18 protein-coding genes are annotated in these 18,879 nt (G+C 72.1%); 5 read left to right on the forward strand and 13 right to left on the reverse strand.

Annotated features, from left to right (window positions below):
- Positions 1–54 precede the first annotated feature (54 nt).
- Positions 55–606: a cupin domain-containing protein gene (locus EU555_RS07415; protein WP_135414037.1), complete on the reverse strand. Its 552-nt coding sequence runs from the start codon at positions 604–606 to the stop codon at positions 55–57.
- A gap of 165 nt (positions 607–771) precedes the next feature.
- Here EU555_RS07415 and aptA point away from each other — a divergent pair, with 165 nt between their 5' ends.
- Entirely contained in the window at positions 772–2,103 is a 1,332-nt protein-coding gene (gene aptA, locus EU555_RS07420; protein ID WP_135414038.1) for an omega-aminotransferase AptA, read from the forward strand.
- A 224-nt stretch (positions 2,104–2,327) separates the two neighbouring features.
- Here the strand turns inward: aptA and EU555_RS36885 are convergent, their stop codons facing one another.
- From EU555_RS36885 to hppD, 7 genes are all read right to left on the reverse strand, one after another.
- Positions 2,328–3,164, reverse strand: coding sequence for an ATP-binding cassette domain-containing protein (locus EU555_RS36885; RefSeq protein WP_135414039.1), 837 nt, complete (start codon positions 3,162–3,164; stop codon positions 2,328–2,330).
- On the reverse strand, positions 3,161–4,000 hold the full coding sequence (locus EU555_RS36890) for an ABC transporter ATP-binding protein (RefSeq protein WP_245524183.1): 840 nt from the start codon (positions 3,998–4,000) through the stop codon (positions 3,161–3,163). Before EU555_RS36890 ends, EU555_RS36885 begins: the two co-directional genes overlap by 4 nt.
- Positions 4,000–4,848, reverse strand: a complete 849-nt coding sequence (locus EU555_RS07435; protein ID WP_245524184.1) for an ABC transporter permease — start codon at positions 4,846–4,848, stop codon at positions 4,000–4,002. Before EU555_RS07435 ends, EU555_RS36890 begins: the two co-directional genes overlap by 1 nt.
- Positions 4,845–5,789 (reverse strand): ABC transporter permease, encoded by a 945-nt coding sequence (locus EU555_RS07440; RefSeq protein ID WP_135414041.1) that lies wholly within the window; start codon positions 5,787–5,789, stop codon positions 4,845–4,847. Before EU555_RS07440 ends, EU555_RS07435 begins: the two co-directional genes overlap by 4 nt.
- 266 nt (positions 5,790–6,055) lie before the next feature.
- Positions 6,056–7,558 (reverse strand): ABC transporter substrate-binding protein, encoded by a 1,503-nt coding sequence (locus EU555_RS07445; protein WP_135414042.1) that lies wholly within the window; start codon positions 7,556–7,558, stop codon positions 6,056–6,058.
- 124 nt (positions 7,559–7,682) lie between these two features.
- Positions 7,683–8,594 (reverse strand): LysR family transcriptional regulator, encoded by a 912-nt coding sequence (locus EU555_RS07450; RefSeq protein WP_135414043.1) that lies wholly within the window; start codon positions 8,592–8,594, stop codon positions 7,683–7,685.
- Between the two features lie 202 nt (positions 8,595–8,796).
- A complete protein-coding gene (gene hppD, locus EU555_RS07455) occupies positions 8,797–9,906 on the reverse strand; it encodes a 4-hydroxyphenylpyruvate dioxygenase (RefSeq protein WP_135414044.1) in 1,110 nt (369 codons plus the stop codon).
- A gap of 118 nt (positions 9,907–10,024) precedes the next feature.
- Between hppD and EU555_RS07460 the strand changes: the two genes are divergently transcribed.
- On the forward strand, positions 10,025–10,516 hold the full coding sequence (locus EU555_RS07460) for an Lrp/AsnC family transcriptional regulator (protein WP_135414045.1): 492 nt from the start codon (positions 10,025–10,027) through the stop codon (positions 10,514–10,516).
- A gap of 7 nt (positions 10,517–10,523) precedes the next feature.
- On the opposite strand, the gene EU555_RS07465 is transcribed toward EU555_RS07460, so the two are convergent.
- The gene (locus tag EU555_RS07465; protein ID WP_135414046.1) at positions 10,524–11,420 is read right to left on the reverse strand and encodes a hypothetical protein; all 897 of its coding nucleotides are present in this window, start codon (positions 11,418–11,420) and stop codon (positions 10,524–10,526) included.
- Between the two features lie 178 nt (positions 11,421–11,598).
- Between EU555_RS07465 and EU555_RS07470 the strand changes: the two genes are divergently transcribed.
- Positions 11,599–12,645: a patatin-like phospholipase family protein gene (locus EU555_RS07470; protein ID WP_135414047.1), complete on the forward strand. Its 1,047-nt coding sequence runs from the start codon at positions 11,599–11,601 to the stop codon at positions 12,643–12,645.
- 10 nt (positions 12,646–12,655) lie between these two features.
- Here the strand turns inward: EU555_RS07470 and EU555_RS07475 are convergent, their stop codons facing one another.
- Together EU555_RS07475 and EU555_RS07480 are read right to left on the reverse strand one after the other, a co-directional pair.
- Positions 12,656–13,087, reverse strand: a complete 432-nt coding sequence (locus tag EU555_RS07475; RefSeq protein ID WP_135414048.1) for a CBS domain-containing protein — start codon at positions 13,085–13,087, stop codon at positions 12,656–12,658.
- 135 nt (positions 13,088–13,222) lie between these two features.
- Complete coding sequence (locus EU555_RS07480; protein WP_135414049.1) at positions 13,223–14,041, reverse strand: rhomboid family intramembrane serine protease; 819 nt, start codon at positions 14,039–14,041, stop codon at positions 13,223–13,225.
- 460 nt (positions 14,042–14,501) lie between these two features.
- On the opposite strand from EU555_RS07480, the gene EU555_RS07485 reads away from it, so the two are divergent.
- Entirely contained in the window at positions 14,502–15,107 is a 606-nt protein-coding gene (locus EU555_RS07485) for a PAS domain-containing protein (protein ID WP_135414050.1), read from the forward strand.
- Positions 15,108–15,184: 77 nt separating this feature from the next.
- Positions 15,185–15,808, forward strand: a complete 624-nt coding sequence (locus EU555_RS07490; RefSeq protein WP_135414051.1) for a PilZ domain-containing protein — start codon at positions 15,185–15,187, stop codon at positions 15,806–15,808.
- Between the two features lie 346 nt (positions 15,809–16,154).
- On the opposite strand, the gene EU555_RS07495 is transcribed toward EU555_RS07490, so the two are convergent.
- Positions 16,155–18,221, reverse strand: a complete 2,067-nt coding sequence (locus EU555_RS07495) for a methyl-accepting chemotaxis protein (protein WP_245524185.1) — start codon at positions 18,219–18,221, stop codon at positions 16,155–16,157.
- A gap of 171 nt (positions 18,222–18,392) precedes the next feature.
- Entirely contained in the window at positions 18,393–18,875 is a 483-nt protein-coding gene (locus tag EU555_RS07500; RefSeq protein ID WP_135414053.1) for an MmcB family DNA repair protein, read from the reverse strand.
- Between the last annotated feature and the right edge of the window lie 4 nt (positions 18,876–18,879).

The following is an 18,879-nucleotide window of genomic DNA, read 5'->3' on the forward strand; positions in this document are numbered from 1 at the left end:
CTCCACTCGCTCACATCACGTGAATATTGTATACGATTGGCGGTTGCAAGCCGGTCAGAAGGTCGGCGGCGTGCAGGCGCTGACGACCTCGCAGGGGTGCGGGCCGACGCAGCGGAAGCGGTGCGGCCGGCGGCTCGAGAAGTAGTAGGCATCGCCCGGGCCGAGCACCCGGCGCTCGTCGTCGACCGTCACCTCGAGCCGGCCCGACAGCACGATGCCGCCCTCCTCGCCGTCATGGACGAGGGGCACGCGGCCGGTATCGGCGCCCGGCTCGTAGCGCTCCTTGAGGAGCTGCAGCGCGCGGCCGAAGAGGCTGTCGCCGACCTGGCGGTAGGAGATCCGGCCCTTGCCGATCTCGACCAGCTCCTCGCTGGCATAGAAGGCCTTCTCGGTCCGCTCCGGGGTCAGCGAGAAGAACTCGGCGAGCCCGATCGGCACCGCGTCGAGGATGCGCTTGAGGGCGCCGACCGACGGGTTGGTCTGGCCCGATTCGATCAGCGAGATGGTGGAGTTGACCACGCCCGCGCGCTTGGCCAGGGCCCGCTGCGACAGGCCGTGCAGCAGGCGCACGTGGCGCAGGCGCGCCCCCACCTCGTCGTTGGTCACGCCGGCTCCCCTGTTGAGGCTGTTGCGGATCGGGCAACACTCTACCTTGGCCACTCTGGGCATCAAAGGCTTGGCGGAAGCCAGAAAAGGACTTGTTGCCCTTGCCGGAACGGTCTTGTCTGGGCGCCATCGCGCCCCAGGGACCCTGCCAGGAGGAACCCCGCCATGAACGCCCATCCGCCGCGCCTGAACCGCCCGAGCCTCGACGCCTACTGGATGCCGTTCACGGCCAACCGCCAGTTCAAGGCGGCACCCCGCCTCCTCGTCTCGGCGGAGGGCATGCACTACACCGCCGATGACGGCCGCGAGGTCCTCGACGGCACCGCCGGGCTGTGGTGCGTCAATGCCGGCCACGGCCGGAGGCGGATCGCCGAGGCCGTGGAGCGCCAGCTCTCGACCCTCGACTACGCGCCCTCGTTCCAGATGGGCCACCCGATCGCCTTCGCGTTCGCCGAGCGCCTGGCGGCGATCGCGCCGGGGGGCAGCCTCGACCGGGTGTTCTTCACCGGCTCCGGGTCGGAATCGGTCGACACCGCCCTCAAGATCGCGCTCGCCTACCAGCGCGCCATCGGCCAGGGCACGCGGACCCGGGTGATCGGGCGCGAGCGCGGCTATCACGGCGTCGGCTTCGGCGGCATCTCGGTCGGCGGGCTCGTCAACAACCGCCGGATGTTCCCGCTGCTGCCGGGCGTCGACCACCTGCGCCACACCCACGATCTGGCCCGCAACGCCTTCGTGCAGGGCCAGCCCGAGCACGGGGCGGACCTCGCGGACGACCTCGAGCGGCTGGTGGCGCTTCACGGCGCCGAGACGATCGCGGCGGTGATCGTCGAGCCGGTGGCGGGCTCGACCGGCGTGCTGGTGCCGCCGAAGGGCTATCTCGAGCGCCTGCGCGAGATCGCGACGAAACACGGCATCCTGCTGATCTTCGACGAGGTCATCACCGGCTTCGGCCGCCTCGGCGCGCCCTTCGCCACCGACTATTTCGGGGTCACGCCGGACCTGATCACCACCGCGAAGGGGCTGACCAACGGCACGATCCCGATGGGCGCCGTCTTCGCGTCGCGCGCCGTCCACGACGCGCTGATGCACGGGCCGGAGGGCGCGATCGAGCTCTTCCACGGCTACACCTATTCGGGCCACCCGGTCGCCTGCGCGGCCGGCCTCGCCACCCTGGAGATCTACGCCGAGGAGGACCTCCTCACCCGCACGACGCAGATCCAGGCGCACTGGCACACGGCGATGCACGCGTTGCGCGGGCTCCCGCACGTGATCGACATCCGCACCATCGGCCTCATCGCCGGCATCGAGCTCGAGCCCCGCGCCGGGGCGCCGGGGGCGCGGGCCTACGACGTCTTCACCGACTGCTTCGAGAAAGGCCTGCTGATCCGCGTCACCGGGGACATCATCGCCCTCTCGCCGCCGCTGATCGCGGAGCCCGAGCACATCGACACCATGGCCTCGATGCTGGGCGAGGCGCTGCGGCGGGTCGCCTGAGCGGAGGGTGCGCGGGCCGTCGCCCGGCGACGGCCAATGACCTGCAGCCCAGAAAAAAGGCCGCCCTTGCGGGCGGCCCGAAGTCTAGGGAGGAAACGCCCAAGAAGGGCAGCACCGCCGCGACGCCATCGCCGCGGTGCGTGAAAACGATTTCACATTTTGCGGCGCACACAGCAAGCGACGACAGGGCGGGGCCGCCATGCGTCGGTCGCAGGGCGCGTCGGTCACAGGGCGCGGGCGCTCTCCCCCTGCGCCCGCCGACGCTGCCCCAGGACCGCGAGCGTCGGCTCGGCGTCGAGGAGCCGGCGCGTATACGCCTCGCGCGGATGGTCCAGCACCTCCCGCACCGGGCCGGTCTCGACGAGCCGCCCGGCCTGCATCACCCCGACCCGGTCGGCGATCTCGTCGACGACGCCGATATTGTGGGTGATGAACAGCACGGTGAGGCCGTGGCGGTCGCGCAAGGACAGGATCAGGCGCAGGATCTGGGCCTGGATCGACAGGTCGAGGGCCGAGACCGCCTCGTCGGCGACGACGAGCTTCGGGTTGGTGATCAACGCCCGGGCGATGGCGATGCGCTGGCGCTGGCCGCCGGAGAATTCATGCGGATAGCGCACCGCGGCGCTCGCCGGCAGGCCGACATCCGCGAGCGCCCGGGCGACCAGCGCCTCGCGCTCACGGCCCCGGGGCGCGTCGTCGAGGAGGTGGAGCGGCTCGGCGACGATGCGGCCGACGGAGTGGCGCGGGTTGAGCGAGCCGTAGGGGTCCTGGAAGACCATCTGGAAGTCGCGGCGCTTGCGCGCCAGCGCCCTTGGCGGCAGCGCGAACAGGTCGTCACCGCCGAGCCGCACGGTGCCGCCGGTCGGCCGGTCGAGGGCCATGACGATGCGCGCCAAGGTGGACTTGCCGCAGCCCGATTCGCCGACCACCGCGTAGATGCTGCCGGCCTCGACGTCGAGGCTGACGCCGTCGACGGCGCGCAGATGCCGGGTGGCGCCCCCGGTTCCCCGCAGGGCGTAGTCGCGGGTCAGGTTCTCGATCGCGAGGAGCGGCGCGCTCACCGGCCGCCTCCCGCAACGCGGCGCGGTTCCCCGCCCGCGGTCTCCCCGCCCAGGCCAGCCCGGGCCCGGCGGGGCAGCGCCGCGATCAGGTCGCGGGTGTATTGCGCCGTGGGCCGGCGCAGGACCGCCTCGGTCGGCCCCTCCTCCACCGCCCGGCCGCGGCACATGACCAGGGTCCGGTCGGTGCTGCGGGCGATCACCCCGAGGTCGTGGCTGATCAGGATCAGGGACAGGCCGAGATCCGCCACCAGCTCGTCGAGGATGTCCAGGATCTCCTTCTGCACCGTCACGTCGAGGGCCGTGGTCGGCTCGTCGGCGATCAGGAGGTCGGGCTTCAAGGCGAGCGCGATGGCGATGCCGACGCGCTGGCGCTGGCCGCCGGACATCTCGTGCGGGTAGCTGTCGATGCGCCGGGCCGGATCGGGGATCCGCACCCGGTCGAGAAGGCGCAAGGCTTCCGCCCGCGCCTCGGCGCGGCCGACGGCGCGGTGGAGGCGGATGCCTTCGGCGATCTGCTGGCCCGCGGTCATGGCGGGGTTCAAGGCCGTCATCGGCTCCTGGAAGATCATGCCGATGCGCCGGCCGCGGATGCCCCGCAGCTCGCGCTCGCTCGCCGCCAAGATGTCGCGGCCCTCGAGCAGGATCTCGCCGGCGGCGCGGGCACTCTTCGGCAGGAGCCCGATGGTCGCGAGCGACAGCATCGACTTGCCGGAGCCCGATTCGCCGACGATGCCGAGGCTCTCGCCGCGCTGGACCGCGACCGAGACGTCGTCGACGACCCGCACCGGGCCGTCGGGGCCCGGGAAGGCGATGGAGAGGTTGCGGATCGCGAGCATCAGGAGGCCTGCCGGCGGCGCGGGTCGAGGCGGGCGGCGAGCCCGTCGCCCAGGAGGTTGAGGCCGAGCACCGCCGCCGCGATGGCGAGGCCTGGGGCCAGCGCCAAGTGGGGCGCCTGGAGCAGGTAGGTCTGCGCTTCGGCGAGCATCCGCCCCCAGGTCGGGGCCGGCGGCGGCAGGCCGAGGCCGAGGAAGCTCAGGCCCGCCTCGGTCAGGATCGCCATGGCGAGCTGGATCGTCACCTGCACGATGATCTGCCCGGCGATGTTGGGCAGGACATGTTCGAGCGTGATCCGCGCCGTGCCCTTGCCGGCCATGCGGGCGGCCATGATGTAGTCCCGCGCCCAGATCTGCAGCGCCGCGCCGCGGGTGACCCGGGCGAAGACCGGGATCATGAACACCCCGATGGCGATGATCGCGGTGAGCGCGCCCGGCCCCAGCAGCGCGCCGAGCATGATCGCCGACAGGATCGGCGGCAGGGCGAACAGCGCGTCGCAGATCCGCATCAGCACCGCATCGAAGCCCGCCCTCGCCGCCGCCGCGACGCCCGCGAGCGTGCCGAGCACGGCACCCACGGCCACCGCCGCGAAGGCGACGGTGAGCGAGTTGAAGGCGCCGCGCATCAGCATCGAGGCGACGTCGCGCCCGAGATGGTCGGTGCCGAGGAGCCCGGAGACCAGGGGCCCTTTGAGCTTCTGGAGGATGCGCATCCGGGCCGGATCCTCGGGGGTCCAGACCAGGGAGGTGAGCGCCACCGCGACGAGGAACGCCGTCAGGACGCCGCCGACGAGGAGCGTGACGCTGCCGGGGCGCCAGGCCCGCCGGGCCCGCAGGGCGAGGACCGTCACGCGCGCCTCCTCAGGCGGGGATCGACCACGGTGTAGAGCAGGTCGACCCCGAGATTGACCACGATCACCACCGTGGCGAAGACCATCACGACGTTCTGGATCACGATCAGGTCGCGCTGGGCCAGCGCCTGCCAGGCGAGCCGGCCCATGCCCGGCAGGGTGAACACGTTCTCGACCAGCACCGCGCCGCCGATCAGGAACGAGATCTGCAGGCCCAGCATGGTGATGACCGGCACCAGCGCGTTCGGCACCGCGTGGCGCCAGAGCGCGCGGGAGACCGAGGCGCCCTTGGCCCGGGCGGTGCGCACGAAATCCTCGTTCATCACCTCGACGACGGAGGCCCGCGTCACCCGGGTCAGCACCGCCGATTGCGGGATCGCCAGCGCCAGCGCCGGCAGGAGCAGGGCGCGCAAGGCCGCGACCGGGTCGCCCCAGCCCGGGAAGCCGCCGGCCGGCAGGAGCCCGAGGCCGAGCGCCACCGTCATGATCAGCAGGAGCCCGATCCAGAAATTCGGCACCGCGATCCCGGCCTGCGCGTAGAGGGTGGCGGCCCCGTCCGCCACGCCGCCCGGCCGCGACGCCGCGGTGACGCCGAGCGGCAGGGCGATGCCGATGGCGAGCAGGACCGCGAGGCCGGTGAGCGGCAGGGTCACCGCCAGCCGCTCCAGGATCAGCGATCCCACCGGCACGCCGTAGGTGTAGGAGATGCCGAGGTTGCCGCTCGCGAGCCCGCCGAGCCAGCGCAGGTAGCGGACGACCGCCGGCGCATCGAGGCCCATCTGGGCGCGCAGGGCCGCCAGGGTCTCAGGGGTCGCCGAGGTGCCGAGCATCGCCGAGGCCGGGTCTCCCGGCACGATCTCCATCATGCAGAAGACCAGCACCGAGATCAGCAGGAAGGTGACGGCGAAGCCGGCGGCGCGGCGGGCGAGGTGCCTCAGCATGGGATCGGTCTCGAAGTCCGCTCGATGGGACTGTTCAGGTTCATCCCACCCGCGCCCTCATCCTGAGGTGCCGGCGATCGAAGATCGCTGGGCCTCGAAGGAGGGCTCCAGGGATCGCAGAGGCTTCTGGAGCTCTCCTTCGAGGCTGGGCGATCTGCGATCGCCCAGCACCTCAGGATGAGGTCACGGGTGGGATGGAACATCGAAAGCAATGCAAGCAGGCTCTTATACTGGCCGCGGGATCGCCTGGAGAGGGGAGCGGCCCTCTACTCCGTCCACCGCACCTCGGTCAGGTCGTTCGACGGCACCGGCTCGTTCTTCCAGAACCCGGTGAGCTTGGCCTTCCACACGCTGAGCTTCGGCAGCACGAACAGGAACAGGGCCGGCACGTCGTCGGCGAGGATCTGCTGCGCCTCGCCGTAGGCTTTCAGCCGCGCCGCCTCGTCGGTCGCCTGCGCGGCCTCCGTCACCACCGCGTTGAAGGCCGGGTTCTTGTAGCCGAAATAATACGGGTCGTTGGAGTAGATCGCGATGTCCATCGGCTCGGCATGCGCGATGACCGTCATGTCGAAGCTGCGGTCGCGCATCACCTCCTGCACCCACTTGGCCGGGAACTCGGTCGGCACGATGGTCATGGTGACGCCGACCTCGGCGAACATCGCCTGCAGGATCTCGGCGGTGCGCGAGGCGTAGGCCATCTGCGGCGACTTGAAGGTGAAGGTCAGGCCCTTGGCGTAGCCGGCTTCCGCCAGCAGCGCCTTCGCTTTCTTGGGGTCGTAGGGATAGACGCCCGTGAGATCCCGGTAGCCCGGGTCGTTCGGCGTGTAGTGGCTGCCGATGGCTGCGCCGTAGCCGGAATAGGCGCCCTCGACCAGGAGCTTGCGGTCGACCGCCATCATCAGCGCCTGGCGCACGCGCTTGTCGCCGAAGGGCTTGGCGGCGTTGTTCATGCCGGCCACGACCTTCATCTCGGTCAGGCCCGGCTCCGCCGTGAACGCCTTGTCCTTCTGGAAGGCGGCGTAGAGCTCGGGCGCCGGCAGCAGCGGGAAGGCGTCGACGTCGCCGGCCCGGAGCGCCGCGGCCGCCGCCTGCGGATCGCCGATGAAGCGGAACGTGACCTTGTCGAGATGGACCTTGCGGGCGGAATCCCAGTGGTCGGGGCTGCGGGTCAGCTCGACCCGGTCGCCCTTGCGCCAGGACGCGAAGCGGAACGGGCCGGTGCCGACCGGAATGGCCTTCAGGCCGTCGCGCGACTTCGGCTCGACCATCACGGCGGCCGGCAGGCCGAGCCAGAACAGGAGGTTGCCGGAGGGCTTCGACAGCGTGAGCACCAGGGTCGCCGGATCCGGCGCCTTCACGTCGGCGATGACGGCGTAGAGGGCCTTCTGCGGATTGACCGAGCCGGGTGCGCGGATCGCGTCGAGGGCGAACTTGGCGGTGGCCGCGTCGAAGGCCTCGCCGTTGTGGAACTTGACGCCGGCCTGGAGCGCGAAGGTGTAGGTCAGGCCGTCGGGCGAGACGGCCCAGCTCTTCGCCAGCTGCGGCTGCACCTTGCCGTCGCGGTCGACCCGGGTCAGGCCCTCGAACACGTTCTGCCACACCACCTGGCCGATCACGGTCGGGGCGGCGCTGGTCGGGTCGAGGCCCGGCGGCTCCACCGGCATGCCGAGGACGAGGTCGGTGCGGGGCGCCGCGACGGCGAGGCCCGGGACCAGGAGCGCGGCCAGGAGGGCGCCCGTCAGGAGGTGGCGGCGGGTGCGTGAGACCATGGAACCCCTCGGTTGGCGTGTCGCCCGGCCGCCTTTCCCGTACGTCCCGGCGATGCCGCCAGGAGATCAGGATTTTTGGTGTGGCCGCAACAGCGATCTGGTGCGCACCCCGTAGCCGAAACCGCTACACCCCGGGAGGGGCGCGGAAGCCCGGCATGTGCTGTTCGAGCACGCCGACCAGCTTGGCGGCCGCGAAGGAGAGCGGCCGGTCCTCCCGGTGCGACAGGTCGAGATGGGTGCGGATGCGCAGGTCCCGGAACGGCCGCGCCACCAGCGTCCCCGCCGCGCCGTCGCGCCGCACGCTGAAGGGCGGCAGCACCAGCACGGCCCGGCCGCGGCGGGCGAGCTCGAGCTGGATCTCGAGGGCGCCGGTGGTGAAGACCGGATCGAGGGGCGGCAGGCCCGCCTCCCGCATCTGCCCGTCGAGGGCCTGGCGCACCCCGAAGGCCGCGTCCGGCATCGCCACCGGATGGGCGAGAAGGTCGCGCGGGCCGATCGCGTCGAGGCGGGCCAGCGGGTGCGACGGCGCCATCACGGCGGCATGGTCGATCGCCACGCGGCAGCGCACGAAGGTCTCGGCCTCCGGCGGCGTGAACAGGGTGACGGCGAGGTCCGCCTCCCCCTCGACCAGCGCCTGCATGGTGCGCCCGACGCTCGCCACCACGACCTCGAACCGCACCTCCGGGTAGCTCGCGGAAAAGTCCGCGAGCGCCGGCACCAGCAGCCCGGAGGCCGCCGCCCCGCTGGCATAGACCGTGACGCGGCCCGCCCGCAGGCCCTTGAGGTCGTCGATCAGGGTGCGGACGTGGTCGAGCTCGCGCAGGGTGCGGGCCGAGCGGGCGGCCAGGAGTTCGCCGGCGGCGGTGAGCCGGATCCCGGTCGGGTCGCGCTCCACCAGCGGGGCGCCGAAATGGTATTCGAGGTTCTCGATCTGCCGGCTGATCGCGGTCGGCGCGATGCCGAGCTTTTCCGCCGCCCGCCGCATCGAGCCGTGACGGGCGAGCTCGTTGAAGTAGATCAGGGCCCGCAGCTGCACGGCTGACACCATCCTGGCGGCCGCACCCCGGCCTGCCGCTAGGGAGTAGGCTGCTCCGCCGCTCGCGTCCACGCCCGGGCTCAGGTCGTCGACTGCGCGCCCCGCTCCTCCTCCGTCGTGCCCGGCACCGGGCCCTTCGCGGCGACCCGGCTCACGGACATGTCGAGCCGGGCGGTCGCCAGCGCATCACGACGGCACGGCCCTACTCGGCCGCCAGCACGCCGCGGCGGATCTGGTCCTCCTCGATCGACTCGAACAGGGCCTTGAAGTTGCCCTCGCCGAAGCCGTCGTCGCCTTTGCGCTGGATGAACTCGAAGAAGATCGGCCCGATGGCGTTGGCGGAGAAGAGCTGCAGCAGGATCTTGGTCATCCCGCCCTCGACCACGCCCTCGCCGTCGATCAGGATGCCGTTGCGCTCCATCCGCTCCAGCGGCTCGCCATGGCCGGGCAGCCGCCGGTCAACGCGGCGGTAATAGACGGAAGGCGGCGAAGGCATGAAGGCGACGCCGCCGTCCCGCAGAGCCTCGATCGTCGCGTAGATGTCGCGGCAGCCGCAGGCGATGTGCTGGATGCCCTCGCCGTTATAGGCGTGCAGGTATTCCTCGATCTGGCTCTTCTCGTCGGCCGATTCGTTGATCGGGATGCGGATCTTGCCGTCCGGCGAGGTCAGGGCCTTCGAGAACAGGCCGGTATGCTTGCCCTCGATGTCGAAGTAGCGGATCTGCCGGAAGTTGAAGATCTTTTCGTAGAACCCGGCCCAGACGCCCATCCGGCCGCGATGCACGTTGTGGGTCAGGTGGTCGAGATAGTAGAGGCCGAGGCCCTCCGGCTTCGGGTCGCGCGCGCCGAGCCAGTCGAACGCGGCCTCGTAGGGCGAGCCCTTCGTCCCGTAGGTGTCGACGAAGTAGAGGAGCGAGCCGCCGATGCCCTTGATCGCCGGCACGTCGAGGGTTTTATCTCCGTCCGCAGGATCCGCCGGCTCGGCGCCGAGCGCGATCGCCCGCGCGTAGGCGGCCTCGGCGTCGACCACCCGGAACGCCATCGCGGGGGCGCAGGGACCGTGGGCGGACACGAAGCGGTGGCCGTGGCTGCCGGGCTCCTCGTTGACGAGGTAGTTCACGTCGCCCTGGCGGTAGACGGTGATCGCCTTGGTGCGGTGGCGCGCCACCGCGGAAAAGCCCATGGCGCGGAAGAGGTCGTGCAGGGCCTGCGGCTCGGGATGGGCATATTCCACGAACTCGAACCCGTCCGTGCCCATCGGGTTGGCGGCGGTGACCTGCGCGGCCGGGGCGTCGTGCGGATAGGGGCCCATCGATGCGTCTCCTCGTGTGCGTGGCCTCGAGTCCAGCATGGACGGCCCGCGCGGGGCGTGCGAAATGCGGGCGCCGGCCGCGCTCGCGCGCACGGATCGTGCATGGAACCGCCCCGCGATGACCGACTCGCTCACCCTCGACGGGTTCGACCTGAAGATCCTCGCGGCTCTGCAGGAGGACGGGCGGCTCGGCAACCAGGAGCTCGCGGACCGGGTGCATCTCTCGCCGAGCCAGTGCTCGCGAAGGCGCCTGCGGCTCGAGGAGCGCGGCGTGGTGCGGGGCTACCGGGCCGATCTGGCGCCCGGCCCCCTGGGGCTCCGCGTCACCGTGTTCACCAAGGTGGCGCTCGCCACCCACAACCGCGACAATGCCCGCCGCTTCGCCGAGCTGGTGCGGGGCCTCGACTGCGTGCTCGAGGCCCACGTCATGACCGGCGACAGCGATTACCTGCTGAAGGTGATCGTGCCCGACCTGAAGGCGCTCTCGGGCCTCGTCAACGACGTGCTGCTCCCGCACGAGAGCGTGGCCCACGTCCATTCCTCGGTGGTGCTCGACACGCTGAAGGAGGCGGCCCCCCTGCCGCTGCCCCTCCTGCCCGCCTCCGGCTGAGGCCGCGTCAGAACTCCACCCCCAGCTTCACCCGCACCGCGTGGCGCTCGAAATGGGTGAGGTCGAGGGGGCGGCGGGTCTGTCCCTCCGTGCGGTCGCGGCCGGCGATCTGGCCCGCATAGGCGAGCGTCACGAAGGCCTTGTCCGACAGGCGCCGGTAGAGGAGCGGTCCCAGCGTCAGGGCCCGGCCCTCGTAGCGGTTGAGGAAGGCGCCGTCATGGGACCGCAGGTAGCGCAGTTCCGGGCCCACGAACGTATCGGCGTCGATCCGGACCGCCACCGCGTTCGACCACAGGAAGGTCGAGGAGCGGTCGGTGTCGCGGGAGCCGCGCAGGGTGCCGACCGTCGGCTCGTAGCTCACATTCATGCCGTACCAGACCTTGTCGGGCACCAGCCGGAGGTCGAGCTGGAGCACGCTCTCCATGTCGAAGATATTGGCGCCCCGGCCCTCGACCGGGAGCACCCGGGCGAAGCGCGGGCGCAGCTCGACCGCGAGGCCGAGGGGCTGGTCATCCGAGCCCTTCAGGAACTGGTACTTCAGCTCGATGCCGGCCCCGTCGAAGCTGCCGTTGTCCTTGTCGGGCAGGTCGGCGGCGCCCCGCACCCGGCGGGCATCGCCGAACAGGCCGAACTCGATGCTGAGCGCCTCGGTCGGGTCGAACTGGTAGCTGAGCTTGGTGCTGGCGACGCCGTAGCGGCGGGGACCGGTCGCGCCCCGGTTCTTGCCGGCGCGCCCGACCGTGTCGAGGAGGATCTCCTGCTCGCCCTTGCGGCCCGTGCTCGACCCCTCGGTGAAGCCGAACAGGTTCTCGGTGTCGACGTCGCTCTCCTCCCCGGCGGCGGCCGGCTGGGCCAGCGCGGCGAGGAGCAGGGCGCCGCGCAGGGTTCGGCCCGGTCTCGTCATGCCCGTCTCGATGCCCATCCCCCGACCATCGGCCGTGTGGCACGGGCCCGCGGACCCCCGCAAGCCTGCCGCAAGGGCGGTTTTCGCTAAACGGTGATGAAACCTCCGCCGTTGACGAACGCTTGATGGATCCAGGCCACACTACGGTCCGGGACAGGCCCGGCAGAGGTCAGGCGCCATGATGTGGGACGGCATCGCACTCTTCTCCGGCGCGCCGGTGCGGCGCTCAGCGGACGGCGTGCTGGGTGCCGCGGGCGTGCCGCCGGTGCCCGAGCCGCCCCGGCGGGCCAAGGTCGGCCTGGCGCTCGGGGGCGGCGCCGCCCGGGGCTGGTCCCATATCGGGGCGATCGAGGTGCTGCAGGAGGCCGGCATCGCCATCGACGTGGTGGCGGGCTGCTCGATCGGGGCGGCGGTCGGCGCCTGCCACGCCGCCGGCAAGCTCGGCGAGCTGCGCGAATTCGCCCTGTCGCTGACCAAGCGCCGGGTGATGGGCCTGCTCGATTTCCACATCAGCGGCTCGGGGCTCATCGCGGGCGAGCGCCTGCGACGGCTGCTCGAGCGCGACCTCGGCCGCTCCCGCATCGAGGACCTGCCGCTCACCTTCGCGGCGGTGGCGACCGAGCTGGGCACCGGCCACGAGATCTGGCTCACCCGCGGCGGCCTCGTCGAGGCGGTGCGGGCCTCCTACGCGCTGCCGGGCATCTTCGACCCGGTCAAGATCGCCGGGCGCTGGCTGATGGACGGAGCGCTGGTCAACCCGGTGCCGGTCACGGCGGCCCGGGCGCTCGGCGCCGACGTGGTGCTCTGCGTCAACCTCAACGGCGACATGCGGGTGCGCGGCACCGTTATCCAGTCGCACGGGGCGGAAGGCGCGGATGCCGTGATGGAGGTCGCCGCCGAGGCGGCGGCCGGCCTGCCGGAGGAGCCGCGGCGCTGGCCGCTCATCGGGGCGCGCAAGGCGCGGCCGAAGCCCCGGCCGGAATCCGGCGCGCCGAGCGGCATCGCCAGCGTGATGGTCGACGCGTTCAACATCACGCAGGACCGGATCTCGCGCTCGCGCCTGGCCGGCGACCCGCCGGACGTGATGATCAACCCGAAGCTCGCCCAGATGGGCCTGTTCGAGTTCCACCGCGCCGAGGAATGCATCGAGCTGGGTCGCCAGGCCACCCGGCGGATGCTGCCGGAGATCCACGAGATGATCGCCGCCGCCGTCGCGCCGATGTGAGGAATGCCGCTCAGGCCGTGGCGATGTACTCGCGCAGGGCCTGGTGCTCGGCCTCGACCGACTCGATGCGGTGCTTGACCACGTCGCCGATCGACACGAGGCCGACGAGGCGGTCGTCCTCGACCACCGGGACGTGGCGGAAGCGGCCGTCGGTCATCAGCTCCATCACCTCGTCGATGGCGGTGGAGCGGGTGCAGCACACCACCTTCGCGGTCATGTGCCGGGACACCGGCGCTTCCAGCGCCGCGCCGCCGCCGCGGACCACCGCTCGGATGATGTCGCGCTCCGAGAGCATGCCGAGGACGGTCTGGCCGGCATCGCTCACCACCAGGGCGCCGATGCCCTTCTCGGTCAGGAGCGCGGCCGCCTCCGCCAGGGTGCGATGGGGCTGCACGGTCACGACGGTGCGGCCCTTCTGCGACAGGATGCGCGCAACGGTCATCAGCGTCTCCCTGTAGGGGCCCCGCCGGCCTCGAAGCGGTCCGGGCGGGACTCTCGTTCGGAGGGCGAGTGTGTGACCGTGCGCCGGGCGACGCAAGCACCCTGGAAGTCGAAGCGAAGAATCGTCCACCGGGCGTCAGCGTCGTCCGAGCCGATCGACCAGGGGAAGCAGCAGGAACCCGACGACGAACCCGCCGAGATGCGCGTCCCAGGCCACGGCGGAATCGCTGAGCCCCAGCGGCAGGGCGGCGAGGCCGAACAGCAGGTTGGTGACGAACCAGATGGCGAGGAATACCGCCGCCGAGCGGTTGCGCAGCAGCTCGGGGATCGTCTGGAGCCGCGTCGGCACCGGGCGCTGCCAGGGCAGGGTGGCGGGCCCCGCGGCCTCGACCGGGTGGAACGCGAAGCGCACCGCCGCCGCCATCAGGCCCGACACCCCGGCGGAGGCACCGACCAGGGGTACGGTGCTCAACGGATCGATGAGGACGTGGAGCAGGCCGCCGGCGGCGGTGGAGGCGAGCGCGATGACACCGTAGCGCCAGGCGCCGCAGCGGCGCGCCACCGGCGTGCCGAAGGCGGCGAGCCAGACGCTGTTGAGGAGGACATGGGCCCAGGAGCCGTGCAGGAGCGCGTAAGACACGAAGGTCCAGGGCATCGCGCCCGGATCCGCCACCAGGTAGGCCGCGAAGGCCTTGCGGGTCCCGACCTCGAGCGCGGACCCATCCGCGCCGGCGGCGGCCCGCAGCACGTCGGCGGCCCGGCCGGGATCGAGGGCGAGGGTCCAGCGCGCCGGCACCAGGGCGAGGTCGAGGAAAAGGGTGACGTCCCAGAGGTCGGGGAGGATCTGCCGCACGGCGTGGATCAGCACCAGGATCCCGACCGAAGCGGTGACCACGGCGGGCATGTTGAAGACCGGCACGCGCGGCGGCCGCGGAAGGTCGGGGGTGGCGTCCATGCGGGCACCATTGCGGGCCGCGGGCGCCGGCCGCAAGGCCGGGCGGCGTCGCGGACGGTCCGCGCACCGAAGAAAGAGTGCAACGCCCGGAAAAAAGAAGGGAGAGCGTTGCCGCTCTCCCCGAAAGAGGGCGATCGCGCCCGGCCGGGAGGCCGCGCGCGGAACGCCGTCAGGACCGTGACGGCGCGGGCCACCTGGGCCCTCACCCCTTTGCACGTCGGCCAGCATGGGGCGCGCTCCCCGCCCCGGCCAGCCCGAATTCGCTGTTGCCCGTCACAATCGCGCAGGTGTGGGACGAACGCAACATTTATCAACCGGTAACCTTAATCGAACCTTACGCTCTCACGGCTCGGCCGTTCGGCATACGGTCTGCTGCACCGAATCAGCACAGCCGGTCGCCGTCCCGTTGCGGGACGATGACAGGCCGCTCCCCGGACCGCCCGCCCCAGACCGAGACGCCATGAAGCACCCGACCAGCCGCATGCTCCACGCCTACTGGAACGGCCTGCGCGGCGCCCGCGCCGCGCCGGAGCGGGGCGAGATCGAGCCCGGGGAGATCCGGCACGTCCTTGCCGACAGCCTGATCCTGGAGATCGACGCCCCGCGCGGCCTCGCCAGCGTCCGGCTCGCCGGCACCCGGCTCTGCGCGCTGTTCGGGGCCGAGCTGCGGGGACGCTCCTTCGCGGGCCTGTGGGGCGAGGCCCCGGCCGCCGATCCGTGGCGGCTGATCGAGGTGGTGATCCAGGAGACGGCGGGCGTCGTGGTCGGGCTCGTCGGGGTGACCGAGGCCGGCGAGACCCTCGACCTCGAATTGCTGCTGCTGCCCCTGCGCCACCGCGGCAAGACCCAGGCCCGGGTGATCGGCGCGCTCTCGCCCGCGGTGATCCCGACCTGGCTCGGCTTGCGCCCGATCGTGGCCCTGCGCACCGTGTCGCTGCGGATCCTCACCGCCGCCGAGGCGAACGCCGCCGCCCCTCCCCCGCTCGCCGCGCCCCCGGCCGCCAACGACGAGCCGGGGCTGGAGCGCCGCAAGCGCTTCGTGGTGCATCGCGGCGGGCGGATCTGACGGCGTGTCGGCGGTTCCTTAACCCTTCGGCGGCACGCTGCGCGGGCGGTCGGTTCCGCGCGGGAGAGACGAGCGCCATGGGCCAGGCACCGCGGTCGAGCTTGCGTCCCCTCGCGCTGCGGGCGGCGACTGACCAGCGTCGGCATCGCCGCGTGGCGGTCGCCCTGCTCGGGCGCTACATGCTCTCCGACCGGAAGGAATATCCCTGCCAGACCGTCGACATGTCCCCCGGCGGGGTGCGGCTGACCTGCGCGGTCGGCGGCGAGGTCGGCGAGCGCACGGTGATCTATCTCGAGCACGTCGGGCGGATCGAGGGCACGATCGCGCGCCTCCTGCCGGACGGGTTCGCGGTGGCGATCAGCGCGACGGCGCACAAGCGCGACAAGATCGCCTCGCAGCTCACCTGGCTCGCCAACCGTGCGGTGCTCGGCCTGCCGGAGGACCGCCGCCACGAGCGCCTGGTGCCGCGCCAGACCGTCACCACCTTGCGCCTCGAGACCGGGCGCGAGATCGCCGCGCGCATCGTCGACATCTCGCTGTCGGGCGCGGCCATCGCCTGCGCGGTCGAGCTGCCGCTCGATGCGAGCCTGACCCTCGGCCGCACGCCCGGCCGGGTGGTGCGCCAGTTCAAGGGCGGCTTCGCGGTCGAGTTCCGGCTGCCCCTGTCGCCGGACCGGTTCGACGAGAACCTCGTGCTGTAACGCCGCCGCCGCGCGAGGAGCCGCGCGCCGCGCGAAGGTCCGCCCGTCCCGATCACTTGGCGCCGCCGCGACACTCGCGCGGGGCCGCCATCCGCCACGGCGGGAGCCGGCGGCCGATGCCGGCCGGGAAGGGGGGACGCGCCCTTGCGGACGCGTGCGTCGCGACGGCGAACCCGGCGCGGATCGCCCGAAACGATCGCTCGGCAGAGTTGCACGGCGCAACTCTGCCGAGTTCATCGGTTCTGCAGCATTTTCGCCGCCGAACCGGTGACCGCTTCGGCGAAGGATGCATAGGGCAATCCCGCCCCGTGCGGCGCGCTGGGCCCGCCCGGGGCAGGGCCCGCGCTCAGGCGGCGCGCACCGTGTCGAGGAATTGCCGCACCTCGGTCGAGAGCGACTCGGACTGGCGCGACAGCGCGGAGGACGAGGCCAGGACCTGCGTCGCTGCGGCGCCGGTCTCCTCCGCCGCACCCGCCACGCGCGCGACGTTGGTCGTCACCTCGCCCGCACCCGCGGCGGCCTGGGCGACGTTGCGGACGATCTCCTGCGTCGCCGCGCCCTGCTGCTCCACCGCCGCCGCGATCGAGGCCGTCACGGAGCTGATCTCCCGGATCCGCCCCGAGATGCCGCCGATCGCCTCGACCGCCTGGCTCGTCGCCCCCTGGACCTGCCCGATCTGCCGGCCGATCGCCTCGGTGGCCTTCGCGGTCTGGTCGGCCAGCGCCTTGACCTCGGACGCCACCACCGCGAAGCCCCGCCCGGCCTGCCCGGCCCGCGCCGCCTCGATCGTCGCGTTGAGCGCGAGCAGGTTCGTCTGGGCGGCGATGCCCGAGATCATCCCCGCCACGTCGCCGATCTCGGCGACGGTGGAGGTCAGCTGATGCACGAGCGCGGCGGTCCGGTCCGCCTCGCCGACCGCGGCCCGGGCGAGGTCGGAGGAGCTGGCGACCTGCCGGCCGATCTCCTGCACCGAGGCGCCCAGCTCCTCCGCCGCGACCGCGACCGTGCCGACGTTGGAGGCCGCCTCCTCGGCGGCGGAGGCGACGGAGGTGGATTGCAGGGCGGTCGCGGCTGCGGTGGACGTCATCGTCCGCGCCGTCGCCTGCAGCTCCGCGGCGGAGGACGAGACCATGCCGACGATGCCGCCGACGGCCCGCTCGAACGCCTCGGCCATCTGGTGCATGGTCGCCCGGCGCTGCTCCTCGGCCGAGGCGCGGGCGAGCGCCGTCTCCTCCTCGAGCGCCTTCGCGCGGAGCAGGCTCGCCTTGAAGACCTCCACGGCCCCGGCCATCGCGCCGAGCTCGTCCCTGCGCCGCGACCCGGGAATGGCGGTGTCGAGCCGGCCTTCGGCGAGGCGGTGCATGGCGTTCGCCAGGCCGAGGATGCCCCGCACCACGCGGAACTGGACGGTCGCGATGGCGGCCGCCGTGAGGAGGACCGCCACGAGGATGACGGCGATCGCCGAGAGATAGTCGGCCTGGGCGGCGGCCGCGTCGGTCCTGGCCTTGGCGACCGCGGCGTCGACGGCGGCGAGGGCGACGTCGACGATGGATCTCTGACCGGCCACGACGCCCGCATCCCACTCCGCCACCGCCACCGGCACCTTGCGTCCTTCGGCGACGGCGGTGGTCGCCACCTGCCGCATCGCTCCGAACGTCCCTCCGAAATAGAGGCCGTTGGCCCGGGCGTAGGCCTCCTTGACCGAGGCGTCGAAGCCGCCGACCGCGATCATGCGGCCGACGAGATCCCAGGCCGTCTTGCTCTGCGCGAGAGCGGCGTTGAGCTGCGCCCAGTCCGATGCCGTGGCCGCCCGGTCGGCGGCCAGGAGCTGGTTGATGCCCAGCATGGCGCGCCCGTCCGAGGTCCGCACGATCCAGGTCGTCGCCCGGGCGTCGATGAGGCTGCCGAAGCTGGGATCGAGCCGCAGGATCACCGTCTCGGTCGCGTCCGAGAGCGCCTCGAGCGCCGCGAGGAGGCGGGCGCCGAACTCGTCCAGGCGCTTGCGCAGCGTGCCGTCCCGTGCGGCGGCATCCTGGTCGAACGCCTTGTCCACCGCCGGGCGCAGGTCCTGCCATTCGGCGACGAGGGCCGCGATCTCGTCGCGCTTGGCCCGCAAGGCCGGGTCGGCGGCACGGCTCAGGCTGTCGAGCGCGATGCCGATCGCCTGGTTGAAGGCCGCGCGGGCATCCAGCGACAGCCGGCGGTGATCGCGGTTGGCACCGGGCTCCTTCAGGAGAGCCGTGAGGGCATAGCCCCGCTCGACGCGCATCTGGGCCAGGCTCGCGAACAGGTTGCGGTCGGCGAGCATGTAGGCCGTCACCTGGTCGGCGACGTCGCTGCGGACTTTATTCCTGATGAGGTCCCGCCCGGCCAGGACGATGGCCGAGAGGCCGATCAGCGAAACCAGGGACATAATCAGGAATCGAATAGAGAGCCCGCGCATGTGTCCTGCTTCCCGGCAAAAAGCGCTCGCGCGCAGGACATAGGATCGAGGTTAATTTGCCGTTCATGCGGCCTTGCGGCGTCTTGCTGTCATTCCTCGGCGCCAGCGACGACTGGCCGGCCCGCCCCGAACGGCCCGCCCCTACCGGCTGCCCTCGCGGATCGAGCCCGGATCGGCCAGCGCGTGGAGCAGGCCCGCCGCCGCGTGGGCGAAGCGCAGGGTCACGGCCTTGCGGCGGGCCCCCGCCAGGGGATGCTCGGGCGGCGCACGCAGGATCGCGGCCCCGAAGGCGTCGGCGACGATGAGGCCCGTATCCTCGGGCAGGATCTCCACCGGCAGGTCCTCCGGCACCGCGAAGTAGAACCGGTCGCAGAAGTCGCGGTAATCGGGCCATTTCCGGTCGGCGCGGAAATCCGCGACGCTCGACTTGATCTCGATGATCGTCAGCTTGCCGCAGGCGCCGAGGGCGATCAGGTCGGCACGCCGGCCGTTGGCGAGGGTGAATTCGGGGATTGTGACGTGCCCGAGCTCGGCGAAGAGCCGCCGCACCCCGCGCTGCACACAGAGCGCGGTCGGCGATTGGCGGCGGTCGACGGGGAGCGAGAGGGCGAGGGCGGCGGACAAGGCT

The organism is Methylobacterium nonmethylotrophicum, from assembly GCF_004745635.1.
Lineage (GTDB): Bacteria > Pseudomonadota > Alphaproteobacteria > Rhizobiales > Beijerinckiaceae > Methylobacterium > Methylobacterium nonmethylotrophicum.